The sequence below is a fragment of the Lentibacillus sediminis genome, from assembly GCF_002763455.1.
GTDB lineage: Bacteria > Bacillota > Bacilli > Bacillales > Amphibacillaceae > Lentibacillus_D > Lentibacillus_D sediminis_A.
In genome coordinates, this window is the sequence record NZ_NIXK01000006.1 from 145455 (window position 1) to 162126 (window position 16672).

General features: G+C 36.0%; 22 protein-coding genes. 1 reads left to right on the forward strand and 21 read right to left on the reverse strand.

What is annotated here, in order from left to right:
• Positions 1-246: 246 nt before the first annotated feature.
• From CEG13_RS11460 to CEG13_RS11550, 19 genes are all read right to left on the reverse strand, one after another.
• The gene (locus tag CEG13_RS11460) at positions 247-1026 is read right to left on the reverse strand and encodes an HAD family hydrolase (protein WP_100012021.1); all 780 of its coding nucleotides are present in this window, start codon (positions 1024-1026) and stop codon (positions 247-249) included.
• Positions 1027-1215: 189 nt separating this feature from the next.
• Positions 1216-1800 (reverse strand): RibD family protein, encoded by a 585-nt coding sequence (locus CEG13_RS11465; RefSeq protein ID WP_275661807.1) that lies wholly within the window; start codon positions 1798-1800, stop codon positions 1216-1218.
• A 311-nt stretch (positions 1801-2111) separates the two neighbouring features.
• Positions 2112-2423: a hypothetical protein gene (locus CEG13_RS11470; RefSeq protein ID WP_192869544.1), complete on the reverse strand. Its 312-nt coding sequence runs from the start codon at positions 2421-2423 to the stop codon at positions 2112-2114.
• Positions 2424-2511: 88 nt separating this feature from the next.
• Positions 2512-2844 (reverse strand): MazG nucleotide pyrophosphohydrolase domain-containing protein, encoded by a 333-nt coding sequence (locus CEG13_RS11475; protein ID WP_100012024.1) that lies wholly within the window; start codon positions 2842-2844, stop codon positions 2512-2514.
• A 38-nt stretch (positions 2845-2882) separates the two neighbouring features.
• Entirely contained in the window at positions 2883-3404 is a 522-nt protein-coding gene (locus tag CEG13_RS11480; protein ID WP_100012025.1) for a GNAT family N-acetyltransferase, read from the reverse strand.
• A 50-nt stretch (positions 3405-3454) separates the two neighbouring features.
• The gene (locus CEG13_RS11485; RefSeq protein ID WP_100012026.1) at positions 3455-3640 is read right to left on the reverse strand and encodes a hypothetical protein; all 186 of its coding nucleotides are present in this window, start codon (positions 3638-3640) and stop codon (positions 3455-3457) included.
• Positions 3641-3735: 95 nt separating this feature from the next.
• Positions 3736-4179, reverse strand: coding sequence for a histidine phosphatase family protein (locus tag CEG13_RS11490; protein ID WP_239984629.1), 444 nt, complete (start codon positions 4177-4179; stop codon positions 3736-3738).
• A 285-nt stretch (positions 4180-4464) separates the two neighbouring features.
• Positions 4465-4878 (reverse strand): hypothetical protein, encoded by a 414-nt coding sequence (locus CEG13_RS11495; protein ID WP_239984630.1) that lies wholly within the window; start codon positions 4876-4878, stop codon positions 4465-4467.
• Between the two features lie 35 nt (positions 4879-4913).
• Complete coding sequence (locus CEG13_RS11500; RefSeq protein WP_100012027.1) at positions 4914-5744, reverse strand: DUF2268 domain-containing putative Zn-dependent protease; 831 nt, start codon at positions 5742-5744, stop codon at positions 4914-4916.
• A 78-nt stretch (positions 5745-5822) separates the two neighbouring features.
• Entirely contained in the window at positions 5823-6167 is a 345-nt protein-coding gene (locus CEG13_RS11505) for an ASCH domain-containing protein (protein WP_100012028.1), read from the reverse strand.
• An 89-nt stretch (positions 6168-6256) separates the two neighbouring features.
• Entirely contained in the window at positions 6257-7042 is a 786-nt protein-coding gene (locus CEG13_RS11510) for an ABC transporter permease (protein ID WP_100012029.1), read from the reverse strand.
• Positions 7043-7807 carry an ABC transporter permease gene (locus tag CEG13_RS11515; RefSeq protein ID WP_158234674.1) on the reverse strand — a complete coding sequence of 255 codons (765 nt, stop codon included), beginning with the start codon at positions 7805-7807 and terminating at the stop codon, positions 7043-7045.
• A 4-nt stretch (positions 7808-7811) separates the two neighbouring features.
• Entirely contained in the window at positions 7812-8759 is a 948-nt protein-coding gene (locus CEG13_RS11520; RefSeq protein WP_239984631.1) for an ABC transporter ATP-binding protein, read from the reverse strand.
• 123 nt (positions 8760-8882) lie between these two features.
• Entirely contained in the window at positions 8883-9209 is a 327-nt protein-coding gene (locus tag CEG13_RS11525) for a hypothetical protein (RefSeq protein ID WP_100012031.1), read from the reverse strand.
• Between the two features lie 134 nt (positions 9210-9343).
• Entirely contained in the window at positions 9344-9880 is a 537-nt protein-coding gene (locus CEG13_RS11530) for a nucleoside/nucleotide kinase family protein (protein ID WP_100012032.1), read from the reverse strand.
• 196 nt (positions 9881-10076) lie between these two features.
• Complete coding sequence (locus tag CEG13_RS11535) at positions 10077-11366, reverse strand: FAD-dependent oxidoreductase (protein WP_100012033.1); 1290 nt, start codon at positions 11364-11366, stop codon at positions 10077-10079.
• Between the two features lie 141 nt (positions 11367-11507).
• Positions 11508-12257: a 2-phosphosulfolactate phosphatase gene (locus CEG13_RS11540; protein ID WP_100012034.1), complete on the reverse strand. Its 750-nt coding sequence runs from the start codon at positions 12255-12257 to the stop codon at positions 11508-11510.
• Between the two features lie 208 nt (positions 12258-12465).
• The gene (locus CEG13_RS11545; RefSeq protein ID WP_239984632.1) at positions 12466-12954 is read right to left on the reverse strand and encodes a hypothetical protein; all 489 of its coding nucleotides are present in this window, start codon (positions 12952-12954) and stop codon (positions 12466-12468) included.
• Between the two features lie 269 nt (positions 12955-13223).
• Positions 13224-14369 (reverse strand): MFS transporter, encoded by a 1146-nt coding sequence (locus CEG13_RS11550; RefSeq protein ID WP_100012035.1) that lies wholly within the window; start codon positions 14367-14369, stop codon positions 13224-13226.
• 112 nt (positions 14370-14481) lie between these two features.
• Here CEG13_RS11550 and CEG13_RS11555 point away from each other — a divergent pair, with 112 nt between their 5' ends.
• On the forward strand, positions 14482-15342 hold the full coding sequence (locus tag CEG13_RS11555) for a LysR family transcriptional regulator (RefSeq protein ID WP_158234675.1): 861 nt from the start codon (positions 14482-14484) through the stop codon (positions 15340-15342).
• Between the two features lie 232 nt (positions 15343-15574).
• Here the strand turns inward: CEG13_RS11555 and CEG13_RS11560 are convergent, their stop codons facing one another.
• Both CEG13_RS11560 and CEG13_RS11565 read right to left on the reverse strand, forming a co-directional pair.
• Positions 15575-16234 carry a hypothetical protein gene (locus CEG13_RS11560; RefSeq protein WP_100012037.1) on the reverse strand — a complete coding sequence of 220 codons (660 nt, stop codon included), beginning with the start codon at positions 16232-16234 and terminating at the stop codon, positions 15575-15577.
• 117 nt (positions 16235-16351) lie between these two features.
• Positions 16352-16663, reverse strand: coding sequence for a hypothetical protein (locus tag CEG13_RS11565; protein WP_100012038.1), 312 nt, complete (start codon positions 16661-16663; stop codon positions 16352-16354).
• Positions 16664-16672 lie beyond the last annotated feature (9 nt).

The window sequence follows — 16672 nt, forward strand, 5'->3', positions numbered from 1 at the left end:
TGTTTATTTATGATTTCCTTAAAGCTTCATATGGATGTTAAATAATACCTCTTGTCAGTTTTCCTCTCCTCTTTTTCTTTCATAGAAATTATTGACTAGACTTACACCGGCATGCAGAAAGTCTAGTAGACTACTATTTTTCTATTTATCCAACCAACCTTATTTATGCTGACACTTCTCTCCAGATAAGCCTTTTCCCATCAAGGATTGGCGATACGCAACGTTTTCTAAGAATCAAAGTTTTCCCTATATAATGGAAGTATGCAAAAGCTCCTCCAAATGCGAAATCTCATAGGTCGGAACTACTTCATTTCGCTCTTGTTGCTTACGGTTAACCCAGACAGAATTTATCCCTGCCCTTGATGCACCAAGAATATCTGTCATCAGGTTATCTCCGACCATCAATGCCTCATCCTTTTGAACAGAAAGAAGCTCCAATGCATGCTCAAAAATAGACGGATCCGGCTTCCCCTTCCCAAAAGCCCCCGAAACAACAATATGATCAAAATAAGGAACAATTTCCGGCGTAATATCCAACTTGGTTTGCTGCAGGTCAGGTGAGCCATTGGTAAGCAGCAACAATTGATAATTTCCCTTTAGCTGATCCAACACACGAAATGTATCCCCATATACAAAAGCCTTTTCCTTCCGAATCATGGGAAATGCCTCTGCCAGTTCATAACCAAATGCAGGGTCATCAATCCCTAAATCTTTTAAACCGTTCGTCCATGCTTCCTTCCGATAGGCAGGCGCAATTTCACTTAATTTATGAAACGATTCTCCTTCATCTGAAAAATTACCCCATAACCCTTCGAAGGGATTAATCCCAATCATCTGTGTAAAAGTGTATGTATCATAAGATTCATATAACGCCTGGGCATTTTCCCGAACCTTCTCTTCTAACAAAACCGGGTTAATACCATACTTCTTCCAGGCCAGCTCACAGGTCGCTTTAAAAGCCTCTTTAATGCTTTTTTCATCCCAAAGAAGCGTATCATCCAAGTCAAATAGGATAGCCTTGATCATCCACTCACCCTCTCTAAGAAGCATTGGGACGGTTCTTTTGCTCACAATTCACAAGGAAGCGAGAGAACCGTCCCCGTACTCCCCCCGATTTTCCTTATTCGCCATAACTCTCAATCATACAATACGGCTCGATTCTGTAAAAACGTTCCTTACTATTTTACTAGTTCATGAAGCATCGGTACTTGTTCACTAAGACTTCTCTTCCTTTACTTTTTTTTTACGGCATACTCTATAATGCAACCAAACAGCTCCTTTATCACCTATAGGTTTCACATTGATGAGTTCCAAAGATGCTGCGTTGTCAATTGAATTTAAAACCTCCCCATCAAAAACCGAGGGTGTGCCGATACCACCTATAGCAAGTGGGGCAATAACTAAACTGATTTCATCAATTAATCCTGCTCTTAAGAAAGCTCCATTAACGGATCCGCCGCCACTTAGTCCTAATGTTCTAAATCCCATTTCATATAACTTTTGAACCGCCAAAGATAGATCAATATGCTCGCCTTTACCCGCAACAATATAGGTTATCCCTTTCTCTTCCAGTTGTTTAAAATATGTATCAGGAGCATCTTCCCGTGTTACAACTATCAATCCTTCCGTCTGATACCAATTAATCCGGCCTCTTCCGTCGAAAACGATATATGCCTTTGACTTTTTTGGTTGATAGACTGGTTTATCTAATTCAACCCAGTGATTTCCATACACCATCAATGTCTCACTGCCAGATATTAATGCATCACAATCTAAGTTATCGTATAGTCGATAAGTGATGTCATGCGCATCTCCATCAACTCAATATTTAGTCCACTCCGAAACATTACGATCCGGTGCTGTTGTAATCTTGCCATCAATGGAAGAAAACACATTTAGAATTATTTTTGGTTTCTTTAACAAGTTCCATCATCCTTAATATAGATATTTGATTACAATTATAAATACTCTAAAAAAATAATGTCATAGCTTCGAATAAAAAATCTTATTCATTCATCAACCTAACCTAATAGTTTTTTTATGCTATTTATTCTACAGTAGTCCCTCAAAAGAATAACAATTAGTCTTCCTACTACTCCCCTAAGTAGCTATCATTTACTTTTTTTGTTATATACAATTGCAGTAATTACATTAAGTACAATAGTTACTATAGAAAGCAGGAAAGAAAGACGAACCACACCTTTAGAGGTGTCCATAAGCGCCGCCCAACCCTCTATCCTGACTAAGTAATCGTTATATAAAATTTGAAAACATAGCGAGATTACACAAGCACTAAGACTTGCAATCGAAAATAAAACCCAAGTTTTGTTATTATCTTTATTATGCTTTGCCAGACTAGCAATAGGCAATATCCATGCAATCAAACCCAGCACAAGGCTTCCGATATTTAACCAACCATACATTATCATTTCCCCTTTCTAATTCTAATTCATCAACACCATTTGCTCACTCCTCCTTTGTCGTTGAGAAAGGCATAAATATTTTCTGTTGTTAACCTTCTTTGCTTTGTACTATTAAAAATTCTTCTAAATTTGGAGATTGATTGTATTTAATTGCAGCTTGCTTATCTTTTTTAATAATGGCCTTTGATAAATCAATTTGATTTATGCTCGCAATGGCCACTGTGTAATGTATAACATCAACTAACTCTTTTTCTAAAGAAGTATTTCCTGTATCTGCCTTTCGTCCCTCTAACTGGTTTAATACTTCTGCTACCTCGCCAATCTCTTCTACTAGTTTCATAAACAATGCAGTTGAAGAGCGTCCTTCTTTGTATTTTAGTGCTAGATAGCTCTGTAGCTCATGAATTGTTAATTGCCTCATACTAATCCTCACTTTAATATTGTTTTTTTATAACTTATTTAAAATTGTTTTAGCAGATAAAGGACTAAATCATCATCATTTGCACATTCAGCATATTGTTCTAATCGTTCGCCCTTATACCATACTCCAGAGCCATCTGGTATATAACCTCGTTTAACATACATTCTTTGCGCAGGCCCATACCCATTATGCAATCCAACACCTAAAAAAACAGAGTCACTTTCCTCTTTTGCAACATTTTCGATAACATTCATCAATCTATTACCAATACCATTTTTCTGAAATTTTATAAGCACATTTAGATCAACGATTTCTGGTATACTTTTAGATGCAAAGGGACCAGTTATGGCACTAGGATATAAGGTAACATATCCTGCAACTTCATTATTTACTTCTGCAACTATTACTTTCAGCTCTTTACTTTTTTGCAAATTATAATAACGATTAAACTGTTCAATTGGTTTATACCAGTTCTGTGCTGCAAATGCATCAGCAAAACCTTTTATATCGGTTTTTTCCATAGATCGAATAATTATGCTGTTTTCATTGCTATGTATCATATTATCCCCTTTTATCCCATTCTTGCGCTCGATTGTAGAAATCTCAAATCTTAATCGTCAATATTAATATTTTCCTCTTCTGGCATCTTTTCCGAGAGCACTAATAAAAGTGTTGCTATCGGTCCAAGAAATAAACTAATGAAAAACCAATTAAGACCCGACCTGTTTTTCCCTTGTGCTAATCCTGCATTAATAAGGCTAAGAGTTCCCCAGCCAACAAAAAATTGGTTTTCCATACTGATTCCCCCTTGCTGAATTATTTTGAGTTTTTTTGTTTCTGCAACCTAACTGATTAAATGACACACTGATATTCGATTAGAGCACCCTTTGCCTAATACTGCACATTTACCCAACCACCTTCTATAAGAAAATCTTCTCTAGAAAACGAAAGATTAGAAATCAATTGACGGTAAGATGTGATAGTTCCATCGTGAGATACAATATAAACTTTATCCTTTGATCGTTGCTTACAACAACTAAGTAACCGTTCAACAAGGATCCTGAATTCCTGATCAGGCATAGTATTTATTCCCTTGGTCCATAAGTCGGTAGGTGAATGCTGATCTAAAATGAAGGTAGAAAATTCGTTTCCTATTTTTTCTATCCCCATAATTTCATCACAGGGTAGCGTATGTCCCTCTGTTTTTTGTGGAAACAACCTTGGCGATACCATTGGACTTATAATTTTTTCGCATTGTATATCATTGCTCCAAATAAAGGCGGTTTGCAGTGTTCTCCTCGTAGGGCTCACAACAATAAGATCATTTTCAGACAAGGACAAATGACTTCTTAACAATTTAGCTTATTCTATACCTTTATGGGTCAACGAAGGATCTTTGATATGTAAGCTATCCGGAGGGTTTAGTGTATGATTTCCCTGACCGTGCCTGATGAAAATTAGATCCATGTATTCCACCTACCAATAAGTTGAATTAACTTATATCTCATATAATGGTCAGCTCCTATAATCCAGGGACTGATCTTTTTACCGGAATAGCACCAACACTTGAATAAACCTTCATTGTTCAATCTTTACGCCCGATTGTTATATACTCTAAATTTATCGTGCTTCATCTTTTTTAAATATACCAACCAATAAAATAATAAGTCCTATGATAAAAATTACCGGAAATACATATAACGTCAGTATTGTTGCCCAAGGATTTCCCACAATAAAAGAATAAGTTATGCCAATTGAATAAGCTAAGGGTAAAGAAATTGGTAACATAATAGCAATTCCCCACACCTTATATCTACTTTTATTTGACTTGTCCATACTAAGTAAATAGGCTATGGGTACAGTTAACAGGGTAATTAAATAACCTAAATATAACGGAGAAATCATAATATCTTGTTCACCAAAAGAATTGTTAGGAATTATGATAAATGCTGCAAATCTCAGCCATGGCACAACAAAAAGAAATAACAAAATAAAAAGGACAGCCAATATAACAATTCTCAACTTTTTGTTCATATTAACGCTCCCTCTCTGAAAGCACCTTAGCTGAATTACGAACCAATTGTTTCAAACAGATAATCTGGTATATTCTCCTCTTTGATACTTGCCATTTCTTTAAACGTTACGCCTTTTGCTATAAGGGATTGGACAATCTCCCAACCGACGAAGTATGCTTCTCTTTCATTGTTTGTTGTTCCATTTCCAAATGTAAATTTCGTCACTATTTCTGATGAGGATTCATTTAAAAAAGGGATTATCCCTTTAAATATTTCTGGTTTGTTTTCTCTACAAGATTGCAGCCATCCCTTTTTGCGTTCAATATATGATTCATCTGGTTCTCCAGGAACTAAGTATTTACTTACCTGAGTAGCTAAACCCTCTTGCAGTACAGTAGAGGCAATTGTTCTTTCCCACCCAGCCATTAATTGTGCAGTATGGGAATGTACTATATGCGTGAGTTCATGCGTAAGATAAATATCAGAATCACCATTTTCAATAGGAAGACATAGTGCTAATTTTTCTTCGTCAAAAGGAGCAACAAAGGGATTATTCTCAAATCCTCCCACGAAATAAACAACAACTAAATTAATTGGTTGATTATATCCAAGCAATGATTTAACCTTTGAAAGATATGCTTTTACTTTCTCCTTATCGGGGGTCCATTTTTCAATAATAGATATATTTGGACCATATTTTTCCCAAGCATCATCTAATAACCCCATTGCCATTTTTTGTCCTTCTTCACCTGGAGGAACAGCGGCAAAGTTATAGTGTTCTTTCCACAGCTTCCACCTTTTACCTTTATCAATATTAGGCTCGTTTGCCAGTTCATAAAAACTTAAAAACTTAGGTACTAAATTCATAACTTCCACATTATCCATAGGGTTTCACCACCTATTTTTTATCATTTTCCATCAATCGGGGCTCTGTAACAAAAGTCATCACCCTCTATATAGATATTACTTCTCTAAATTAATCGTAATTGCTAACGTTCCCCATTCCTTTTCTTGCTCAGGAGAGTAAATTTCGTATGTCCTTTTTACCATCTCTTTAATTGATTCGCCAACAGCATCAAAATCCTTTGAAGAGATATCTTCATACATATCTATGAAAGTATCATATTTCCTCAAATCTTTTACTTCTATTGTTAATGTTTCATTCTGGTCAGGAATTTTGGTGAACTCAATTTTGTCACCTACATTTATTTTTCTTCTCTTTTCATCATTAAGACGCACCTCGACTACCTTTCGCCCTAATTTAATTGAGTTAAATGGCTTTTCGAATAGGCTCATGTTATGTATCACTAATTCTCTCCTCTATAAAATGTGCAATTAAAACTCATCCTTTTCCGCCTTTTCCAACAGTATAAATACTTTAATATTTAAATATCCTCTTATATACTTTTCAATAAAGCTCCTCTTTTTCTTGCAGCTTTTTCCATTACTGATACAAATAGTAATGACACAATTAAGTAACAGAATCCTATAAGTAATTCTTTACCAAGTAATGGATATATAGCAAATGACTCAATCCCATAAATGGAACGTAATGCTTCAATACTATGTGTTAATGGTAAAATACGTGCAAAAAACTCAAGTCCACTTGGAAGAAGTGTGACTGAGAAATTGACACCGCAAAATACCTGAAATATTGCAAGTGCTAGATTTAAAAATAAATTGACATTTGAAAACAACAAACTTAAACAAGCGAAAAGCAGTGAAAAACTTAGTATCGAAAATAACGTAACAACAAATAAAACAAAAACATTTCCGATTTGATTTAAAGGTAATGCAACTCCAAATATAACCCAGCCTATCAGTAATCCTATGGCAAAAACAAACATCCCATCGAGAAGTGGTACTACCGCCTTGCGAATAATAATCCATAAAGTTGGTGTTGGGGAAGCAATATTTAATTCAAGCGTCCCATACCTTCGTTCAAATCGAAACATAGTCATAAAATTAATCATAATCGTATGGCAGGTATAACTGGCAATGTTGCCAATGACAACAAAGCTTAAGTAGTCTGAGCCAATCATTGCACTTACTAACGTCGCATAAAAAAAATAATGCATGACTGGATCCACAATCCGAAACAAAATAAATAACCGTATTGATTGAAATGAATAAAGTGCTTTATAGGATAAATTTGTAAACCCATATTTATGAATCCAAAACATTTACATCGCCCCCCACTTCCCATGTTGCCGTAATACCATCTCCATTTTCCTTATAATAAAAACTGCTAAGAATAAGTAGATGAAACTAACGAAAATAGACACAATCATGGATGTATACATCATTGTATTTAAATCTATTGCTTCATAAACCGCCTTAATACCCCAGGTCATTGGTATTCCATACGCAATGTATTCGATTACGGCTGGGAGTTGATCAACTGGAATAAATACCCCACAAATTAAAATAATTGGTGTGTGGATTAAGTTCTGATAATCAAATACATTTTGGAAGGAGGCAAATACAATTGCCAAAATCAATCCCACAACACATAAAGAAAAGATAAGCACCAACACCGATAAATAGAACAAATAATAATTTTCAATATGAATCGAAAACCCAAAAATAAATTTCGCATAGATAAAACTTAATACCATCGTTATTAGCGCAATAATTGAATTGCTAAATGCTTTTGAAATAATTACCTGAAACAAAGACATAGGTGCAGCAATAATAAGTTTCAATGTGTCATTCCATCTCTGGGATACTAATGAAGAGCCAGAAGAATATAATACATAACTCCACATGCTAATTAAAGCAGAAGCAACAACAAATCTGTCTGTATTCACATCGCCTCTTAATTGTTGTAAAAAATAAACGATAGTGAGAAATATGAGAGGCTGAAAAAAGAGCAGAAATTGATACATTTTGTTTTGAAAGTTTGTAAAATATTTTATCTCCCGGACTAGTAAATAAATTATATTCATCGGCTCACCCTGCATCCTTCATGAGATAAATATAGGCATCTTCCAACGATATCTCTCGTTTGCGAAGTTTGAGTACTTGCCCAAATTGTTCCAAATAACTGGTGATTTCCGTTTCTGCAAGTGAATCCGTTTCGAACTTTAAATGAACAAATGGGTCTTTTAATTCATCCACCTCTAAATTTTTAAACATCTTATCTTTTTGTAGTGCATTTGTTTGGTCTAAACTCATGAATGCTTCATAAAGATTTAAATGATTACAGCTTTCTTTTATCTGAATTGGTTCGCCAATAGTACTAATTTTTCCATCTCTTATAAACGCAATTCGATCACATAGATCATCCGCTTCCTGCATGTAATGTGTGGTAAGGATAATCGTTATTCCTCGATTTGATAATTCTCGAACTAAATCCCTTAAAAGCTTTGCCCCAACTGGATCAAGACCAATGGTTGGTTCATCCAAAAATAAAAGCTTGGGTTCATTAATCAGACTTCTGGCAATATGTAATCGTTGAATCATCCCTTTTGAATACGTATGTATTATTTGATTTTCTGCATCCTTTAAACCAACTAAGTCTAGTAATCTTTCTATTAAAGCTTGTTGTTCCCTATGTTTAACCTTATAAAGGGTGCAAAAATAGTACATATACTCTTTTCCGGTTAATCTTCCATAGACTCCACGCTCGCCACCATAAACAAAGTTAATATTATCCCGGATTTTTTGGCTTTCTGTTACGACATCAAGCCCTAGCACCTTTGCTTCCCCCGCTGTTGGCAACAACAAGGTTGTAAGAATTTTAATCGTAGTCGTTTTACCTGCACCATTTGGACCTAATAAGCCAAAGACCTCCCCTTGTTTGACATCAAAAGAAACATTATCTAATGCAATTTTGTTACCTTCCTTTAATTTATAAAATCGTGTAAGATTCTTTACCTCAATCACTATATCCAACATGAATTCCTCCTTTTTTTGTATTTTTTAAACTTATCATACTATATCAAAACCTCCCACATTTTTTACTAGAATTTCCTTCTCTGGGAAAGCGGTTTCGAGAAATTGCCTTTTCAGGGTAATTCTTTATTCGACGTTGGGTGTATAAAGTCCTGCAACTTTATGAACCTCGTAATTAAGTAGAATCTTTCCTTTAACATACGAAAATGCAATCGTATAAAAATCTTTTTTGAAACTTGTTACCAATTCAATGACTTTTCCATTCTGTGACGGAATAGGGGCTGGAGTATTAACGCTATGGATCCTCATCCATCTTATGACTTCTATTTCTTTTAACAAATCCTCTTCCCTGTGCTTCTTAGCATCCAAAAACTTAATTACAATGCTCTTATCTCGGCTAAGAAACACGTTATTATCAAAACCTCCAAGTAATTCAAGGTTACCGGTATTCACATCATATACCTTTTTTGCCTGCTATATTATGTTTTTTTGCATCATAGCCTCCTGCTGCTAATATGTCATATTAATCCGCTTTTCTAAGTAAGGGTTTAAAGAATCGCGCCCAATTGAGAAATATACTTATAAGGTTATCCTACCTGTTCACATATGTGATTAACAATCTCTGATATCGATTGTGTTCCATCAATAATAATGTCAGAGTCTGGTTTAATTGCATTTAACATTTGAATATAACCTTTTCTTCCTTGAGAAATGTAATTCTCCATATCAAACAGGATATTTTCAGCAGGGACTGTCTTAAAATCTCTTGTTATCCGGCGCGCTAAAGCAATATCCAGTGGGGTATCAATAAATACAGCGAGATCAATAAATTTACTTGTTTTGAAATGTTTATAGGCGAATGGAAAATCCAAGACAATATAATTGAGCCCTTGATTGCAAAGCACCTCGAAATCCCTTATGAGAGGTGTTAAATCCCATAAATTATAATCAGATCCATTCTCCACCCACTTTATAATATCCTCCGGACCATCGAAATCATAATCATCAAAATAAAGAGCCTTTGAATTATGTAATTCTTGAGTCAAACATGCTGTAACCGCTGTTTTTCCTCCACCTGAAACCCCAGCAATTGCAATAACTAAGGGGGATTCTTTTTTCCTCATAAAATCCGTCCTTCCCGATTTCTTTGTCTTGATTATCTTTTACACATACACCAGCTGCACCAAACCACTTGTCTCTATTCATCTCAAAATCCCCCGATAAACTCTGATTAATTAAGTCGATTGAACAAATGAAAGCGCAATTATGTTTTCACCACATTTCAGAGCGTGATCTAACTCCGAAAATTTGATTAATAATTTAAGACTCACGTAGTGCAATAAAAGGAAGTTCTGTAACAGATGGATGGCTGCCGAAGAAAGATTGGGCTTGATCTATAGTTGTTCTCATTTTAATCATTAATTCAATTGTGGTTATGATATCCTTTGCTTGATATCCTACACATGTTCCTCCGATAATAACGCCGTCCTTATTCCAAACTATTTTAATAAATCCTTCTCTTTGATTAGACATAAACGATCTGAAATTGCGATTTTGATAGGGAACTTTTTTATAGTTTACTTCTTTATCATCTGTATTAACATATCCAACGGTTGCTATTTGGGGATTCTCGTTAAAGGACAACGGAAGTGAGCTTATTTCAACACTTTCAGGTTGTAGATTTAACGCATGTAATGTTGCAATTCTTGCCATCGTCATAGCCTGTACTGCTGTAAAAGAATGAGGTGCCTGTGCATCTCCAGCTATGTAAATGGATTCGTTTTCAGTTTGACCATATTCATTAGAGTCAACGGTGCCATATCTATTCAATTTCAGATTAGCAAGTTCAATATGTAATTGGTCAATATTGGAGCGAAAACCTAGTGTGATAAAAGCTGCTTCTGCTTTAAATACTTCATTATCTTCCCTAATTGCTTTTACCTGGTCTCCGCAATTTTTCAATTCCTTTACCCAAGGGCCCCTTTCAATTTTTACACCCTTTTTCGTATAATAGGAATGCATATAATCAAAAATCTCTTTATCCAGTAGCTGATTGGGATTTTCTGGAAGCAACCATGTTACATCCACATTTAGTTGAAGAAATAGATTTACCATCTCATACCCTATCGGTCCATCTCCAATAATAATGATAGTAGCTGGAAGTTGCTCCATTTTCATGATGTTTTGGTATGAAAATATTTTTTCTCCATCAGGTTGTATGCTTTTTGGAAAGATTGGACGCGAGCCATTAGCTATAATAATTTTCTTGCTGGAAATAAACTCTTCCATTCCATCAGATTGCACAACCTTTACTAAATTTGTACTTTGAAACGACGGTTCTCCGTATAAAATTTGCATCCCTGATTCCTGGACTTTTCTCGTCTGCTGTTCTCCCCAATCATTATATATGTTATGTACGAGCGGGAGAGAAAAAGAACGTTGTTGTCTTATGTCATCAATATTGGACAGGAAGATATTTGTATATCCTGCCTTCCATTCTCCTACATTCTCCTTAGTTACAAGCGTTACGTTATTTGTATATCGACTAGCCGTTAAAGCCGCTTCAATTCCTGCTGGTCCTCCTCCAATTATTAATACCTCCGAATTCATAAAACCCCTCCTTATGGGCAAGAGAACATAATCACCCTTGATTAAATCTTTATTGGTGTAGCTTGGTAGAGGTATAGCAGAGAAAACTTTAGTTACTACTTCCTACGTTGTCCATACTATTCCTTTTCGAAAACAATATTTCTAGTTGGCATCTACGAAATGATCTTTATGTAACTTCGGAACACTTTGATAAACATTTAGTTGACTACAGTGTTTAACATCAGCCTCAAATCCTCGTTCACGTAATTCCCTCCCACTTCCAGATTCCCAAACCAACTCCCCAATCTTATGTCTTCCATATTCGAAAGCACCAATACACACCTCTGCTTCCGGGGATTTATCTCCCTTTAATTCTGAAAGGATTGCCCCTGCACCTAAGTAATCTTCAATGGATGGACGAAGACTGTCTTCATTTTTGTTCACCCCAACCCACTGTTCACCACAGGGAACAACAGTAATATTTGCTTTAACCTGTGACCTTAATTGATTGGCCAGTGAAGCAACGGATGAGGCATTAAGTAGGCCGCCAATCAAAAGAGCAGGAACCTTAGATGCGATCCAGGTACAAAACGAGCCGTTACGCGAGGATAATACATATTTCCGATTAGCATGTTCTTGATTAAAAGAAACTGGGGATAAACTTGGTTTTCCAACCTTTGCGGCCTCAGCTCTTCCTAAGGTATATTCAGCGTTCACTTGTTCAGCAAACTTTTTTCCGTCTAAATGAGGCGGGTAAGGGAATATCATGGCTCCATAATTTAAAGCGGATATAACAGTTGATGAAAAACTTAGTACATCAACAATGATAACAATATCCCCTCGTTCGGAAGCCTCCCTTGCACCACGTCTGCCCCATTCTACACGGCAAGCATAAGGAGATTGATCAAACATACAGCCACCTCGTTTTTCATTATTTTCAATTAACTGAACCGGCAGGTATAATCTTATTTTAGCTTTGAATTAGAGTATGATAAAAAATACCTCGTAAACCCAGATTTTGCGTTAAATAAGAAGAACTCCTTTTTAAAAAAAGCTTGATCATTTTGGGGCTGTCCATCTTCCAAAATCGCGCCAGTTCGTATTGCTTAAAACTGACATGTTAGTGATATTCACCCCTTAATACCCGCAACAGTTGCAAACCATCAGACGGAAAGCCACCTAATCCCTTTATCCAACGGGGATAAGTGATTGGAATCATTGTAAAAATGAATTGAATAAGACAAACTACCTTGGACAGTGTAAACAATTGGGAAAGTTCATTTTGATTAATTAAAAATGCTAACAGTTCAAAGAAAAGTACCAGAAATAGCGACATTATGGGCCCACCAGCAAGTGCAGCTGAGCTTTGCCATTTATTTAAACCGTCTCCCCAATGGGTGTACCCTTCATATCCCCATATAATGTGAAAATGAAGCCTCCCAATTCTGAAGTCTTCTTTATTATTCTCATCAATTACCCCTAAATAGATATGTACATCAGATCTTGAAAAAGATATTGCTCCTATCCCATGACCTACCTCGTGAAGTAAAAGACAGATAGGAGTAACAATAATTAAAACAGCTATAAACAATAACAGATCCAGATTCAACTCCTCCTTTTTTTGGCAGCCATATGGGGATTTCCAAATTCATTGAATTTGAGACATTTAGCTTTCAAGAAACCCTCTCTTTCAGTCGTAACAGTTCTATGTTCTTAAACAATCTGGCCCAATGCGGAATACTACTCTTTCCATAAAAACCCTTAAACCCTCATTAATAGAGTACTGAATATATTCTATGGCGGGTGGGGAAATTCCTGCTTATTTTTACAAGAAATTGGATGATTACTGTGGAAAACTCCATCCTTCAGCCTGAAATCCTATATAGATCTTTTTCTCGAAATAATGGCAATATAAATAAGCATGACTGCACTGAAAGCAGCGAATATCAACCAAACCATGGAAGGGAAAATCAGATAAAACAACCAACCCCCAAATAAACTGCCAGCTGGCCTCCCCAGTCCATCAGCTAAATTACTGACTCCAAAATACAATCCCATATTCCCAGTTTTATCGGAATAATTGGCAATTGCTGTTTCTATAATCGGCAATATAAAAACTTCTCCGATGGTAAATAAAATGATCGCCACAAATAATGCGGCAAAATGTTGCCACAAGGATAACGTAAGAAAAGAAGATAGAATCAAAGCTACACCAGCAAGCAAAAATAGTCTCACATTATTATATCTGCTTATTAACAGCCCAGCAGGATACTGACAGGTTAAGCCGATTATTCCGTTGATCAAAAACAATACTTGAATCTGGTTTGTATATTGTTTTGCATACTCCGGCAGCGTAACAAATAACTGGGCGAGCAATACATAAAACATAAACGAAAAGACAAGTAGTTGGAGGAAACCCTTGTTGCGAAGAATTTCTGCAACTTGTTTTAAAGGGATACCTTTTATACTTACTGGTCTGCTGACAGGTTTCACAAAAAACAATAGCGATACAGCCCCAAGCAAATACAAAAGCCCTGCTGTGATAAAAATCAGATTAAAATGCCCTGTCCAAATTACTATGCCGGCAAGGATGGGACCTAACAGCAAGCCAGCATTTGATGCGCTTGCCCGTAATGAAGAAACTTTTGTCCTTTCCTCTGTTTTTGCGCTTTTCATCATTAGTGATTGCAAGGATGGTCCCGCAAAGCCTCCTCCCAAACCCGCTAAAAAAGAAAAAAGCAGCAATAAAATATAATCGGAAACGCTCCCTATTCCCAGAAACCCTATCCCTCGTATTATTTCCCCCATAATAGCTATTCGCTTATATCCATATAAATCGCCTAATGGACCAAAAAAAACTGGTGTTGCTTTCTGTGAAAAAATATAAATTGCCGTCAATGCTCCCGCTTGTGCAAGTGTGATAGAATGTACATCTGTCAGTAAAGGGAACAAAGGCATTGCAGTATATCCCCCACTAGACAATATAAAAATTAAAAACGCCAGAATAAAAGATTGTTTTGACATCCCATCCCTCCTATGTTTTATATTAATAGAATGGAATTAATTATTTAAACGAATTATTTTAATCGTATTAATTCAAAAAACGAATAAATATAAGGAGAGAAAACCAATGGACATGGAACAGTTAAAAACCTTCGTTTCTTTAGCTAACAGAAAAAATTTCACCCGTACGGCTGAGGAAATGAACGTTGTGCAGTCCACCGTTACCTCAAGAGTAAAATTACTGGAGCAAGAAGTTGGAGAAAAGCTGTTTAGAAGACAAACACGTCACGTAGAGATCACGGAGGCTGGAAAAGTATTTCTTGATTACGCCAAGCAAACGCTGGAAATGATGGATGAGGGAATCAAGGCTGCAAGGATTCAATCGAAATTTACCAGCCGTCTGGTGATAGGTGGAATGAATTCTCTTTGGGAGACTCCCCTCATTGAACAGATTCATGAATATCAATCTGCCAATACAAATACAGCAATTCGTTTAGTCACCGGACACTCTGCAGATATTATAGAAAAGATCCGTATTGGGCTAATCGATATTGGGTTTGTTTATAATCCCCCTTCCTCTTCTTTATTCAATGTCCGCACTGTAAAAAAGGAAGCTATACTCCTGGCTGGTGCTCCGGATATTGTGAAGAAGTTTGATTCATTTACATGGGAAGAACTGAAAAATTTCCCATTCATCCACTATAATTGGGGTCCTGCGTTTTCTGAGTGGTTTGAGATGGAAATCGGAAACCATGAAACGATGCGGTACAGAGTCGATCACACTGGCGTGGCACTGCGTCTTATGCAAAGAAGAAAGGGCATAGGATTTATGCTGGAGAGCATTATCAGTGATTACGAAGAGAAGGGTCTTCTTTCTCGTATCCCTTTTATCTCCCAGACCGATATACCAATACAACATGTCTATATGGTAGTAAACAAACATAAAGAGGAAAAAACGGAATCATTTCAGAGGCATATTGTTTCTTTAAAATAAGGTTTTGTCAAAATGAATTAAGCCTAATTTAGCGAAAAAAAGGAGCCTGGTTTTGAAAAAATTGTTCAAAACAGGCTCTCAAACTATTCCGTTCAAAAGAATTTCCATAAAAAAATTTGATCATTTTCTGCTTGAATTATTCTATTAAAGGGCCCGATTTTGGAATACCTATTACGTTCTATTCAGGGTATTTTCCAAGGCTCAATGGGTTCTCTCACACAAATTCTTTAACTTACAACTCCCTTGTATAATCTTCACTAATAATTCTGACGTTAAATATAAAAATCTCGCCACTTACATCTTGATATATTGTTGAGTGAAGAGGTTGTCGGAAGCTAATTTCAAACGTTTTATTTTCGAGCGGTTCAATTTCCAATTGGCCTTTCAGATTAATTATATCCAAAGCATTAAAACCCTTGCTGTCATATTTAGGATGGACTGAAACATGAAAAGTCGAACTCTGATTACTATGGTTCCTAAAGGAAAGTGTGCATTTGCCCACAAGAATACCTGAATCATTTGTATCATATTCACAATGGCTGTCATCTTGATAGAATTCCAATGCATAAATACCTTTTGCAAAACTTGATTGATACACATTAGCAAACAAATCAGAGGGTAAGATCGTAAAAACAAGAAAGAAAATAAAAATCATTTTTCCACTATACCGTTTAGCCAGAAGAAACAACCCTATAATCAATAATAAGATAGCAACGATGGCTGTGTAATGTAAGCCCATATTTCCATTGGACCATGTGGGTATACCAATAAATCCAAGCAATCGATCTCCAACAGGTTCGCTATATATAAATCTCCACTTGAATAAAAAAGCGAAGGCGAGCAGTATAAAACCTGTTATAACAAACGGTCTTGTTCGCTCTTCTTGATCCATTTTATCCCCCCCAATATACTTTACGACAATGGCCCTTTAGATGAAGATCAGCATCCAAACAAAAATTAATCCTTCTTTTAATTAATTAGAGATTAGCTTCTAATTCCTAAATAGTATTTATTTCTGAATAGCATTCGATTGCTGCATTCTTTTTTTATAAAAATTGATTGCAAATCCATGAACGGTGACTAACAGCAATAATAATACCCACATCGCATCCCTGTATGTTTCATACGGTATGCTTGCAATGAAATTGTGATATAAATGGAGGATAACCCATCCGATTGGAAACACACCAAGTGCATATTTAGATGAATAAGCTAATATTTGTTCTTTTTTATCCTTCGATTCATCACTTCTTAAAAGCTTAAACTCCGTTACAAGTGCATAGATAAAAAATGGTAGTATCAATGCACCGATAATAAGCATAAATTGACT

Excerpts from the sequence above, each read along its gene's own strand:
- CEG13_RS11550 (WP_100012035.1), bottom strand. The coding sequence starts at position 14,369 with ATGTCAAAACAATCTTTTATTCTGGCGTTTTTAATTTTTATATTGTCT.
- CEG13_RS11520 (WP_239984631.1), bottom strand. The coding sequence starts at position 8,759 with ATGTTGGATATAGTGATTGAGGTAAAGAATCTTACACGATTTTATAAA.
- CEG13_RS11485 (WP_100012026.1), bottom strand. The coding sequence starts at position 3,640 with ATGGAAAACCAATTTTTTGTTGGCTGGGGAACTCTTAGCCTTATTAAT.
- CEG13_RS11535 (WP_100012033.1), bottom strand. The coding sequence starts at position 11,366 with ATGAATTCGGAGGTATTAATAATTGGAGGAGGACCAGCAGGAATTGAA.
- CEG13_RS11495 (WP_239984630.1), bottom strand. The coding sequence starts at position 4,878 with ATGAACAAAAAGTTGAGAATTGTTATATTGGCTGTCCTTTTTATTTTG.
- CEG13_RS11565 (WP_100012038.1), bottom strand. The coding sequence starts at position 16,663 with ATGCTTATTATCGGTGCATTGATACTACCATTTTTTATCTATGCACTT.
- CEG13_RS11515 (WP_158234674.1), bottom strand. The coding sequence starts at position 7,807 with ATGAATATAATTTATTTACTAGTCCGGGAGATAAAATATTTTACAAAC.
- CEG13_RS11560 (WP_100012037.1), bottom strand. The coding sequence starts at position 16,234 with ATGGATCAAGAAGAGCGAACAAGACCGTTTGTTATAACAGGTTTTATA.
- CEG13_RS11530 (WP_100012032.1), bottom strand. The coding sequence starts at position 9,880 with ATGAGGAAAAAAGAATCCCCCTTAGTTATTGCAATTGCTGGGGTTTCA.
- CEG13_RS11555 (WP_158234675.1), top strand. The coding sequence starts at position 14,482 with ATGGAACAGTTAAAAACCTTCGTTTCTTTAGCTAACAGAAAAAATTTC.
- CEG13_RS11510 (WP_100012029.1), bottom strand. The coding sequence starts at position 7,042 with ATGTTTTGGATTCATAAATATGGGTTTACAAATTTATCCTATAAAGCA.
- CEG13_RS11540 (WP_100012034.1), bottom strand. The coding sequence starts at position 12,257 with ATGTTTGATCAATCTCCTTATGCTTGCCGTGTAGAATGGGGCAGACGT.
- CEG13_RS11480 (WP_100012025.1), bottom strand. The coding sequence starts at position 3,404 with ATGATACATAGCAATGAAAACAGCATAATTATTCGATCTATGGAAAAA.
- CEG13_RS11460 (WP_100012021.1), bottom strand. The coding sequence starts at position 1,026 with ATGATCAAGGCTATCCTATTTGACTTGGATGATACGCTTCTTTGGGAT.
- CEG13_RS11500 (WP_100012027.1), bottom strand. The coding sequence starts at position 5,744 with ATGGATAATGTGGAAGTTATGAATTTAGTACCTAAGTTTTTAAGTTTT.
- CEG13_RS11470 (WP_192869544.1), bottom strand. The coding sequence starts at position 2,423 with ATGTATGGTTGGTTAAATATCGGAAGCCTTGTGCTGGGTTTGATTGCA.
- CEG13_RS11475 (WP_100012024.1), bottom strand. The coding sequence starts at position 2,844 with ATGAGGCAATTAACAATTCATGAGCTACAGAGCTATCTAGCACTAAAA.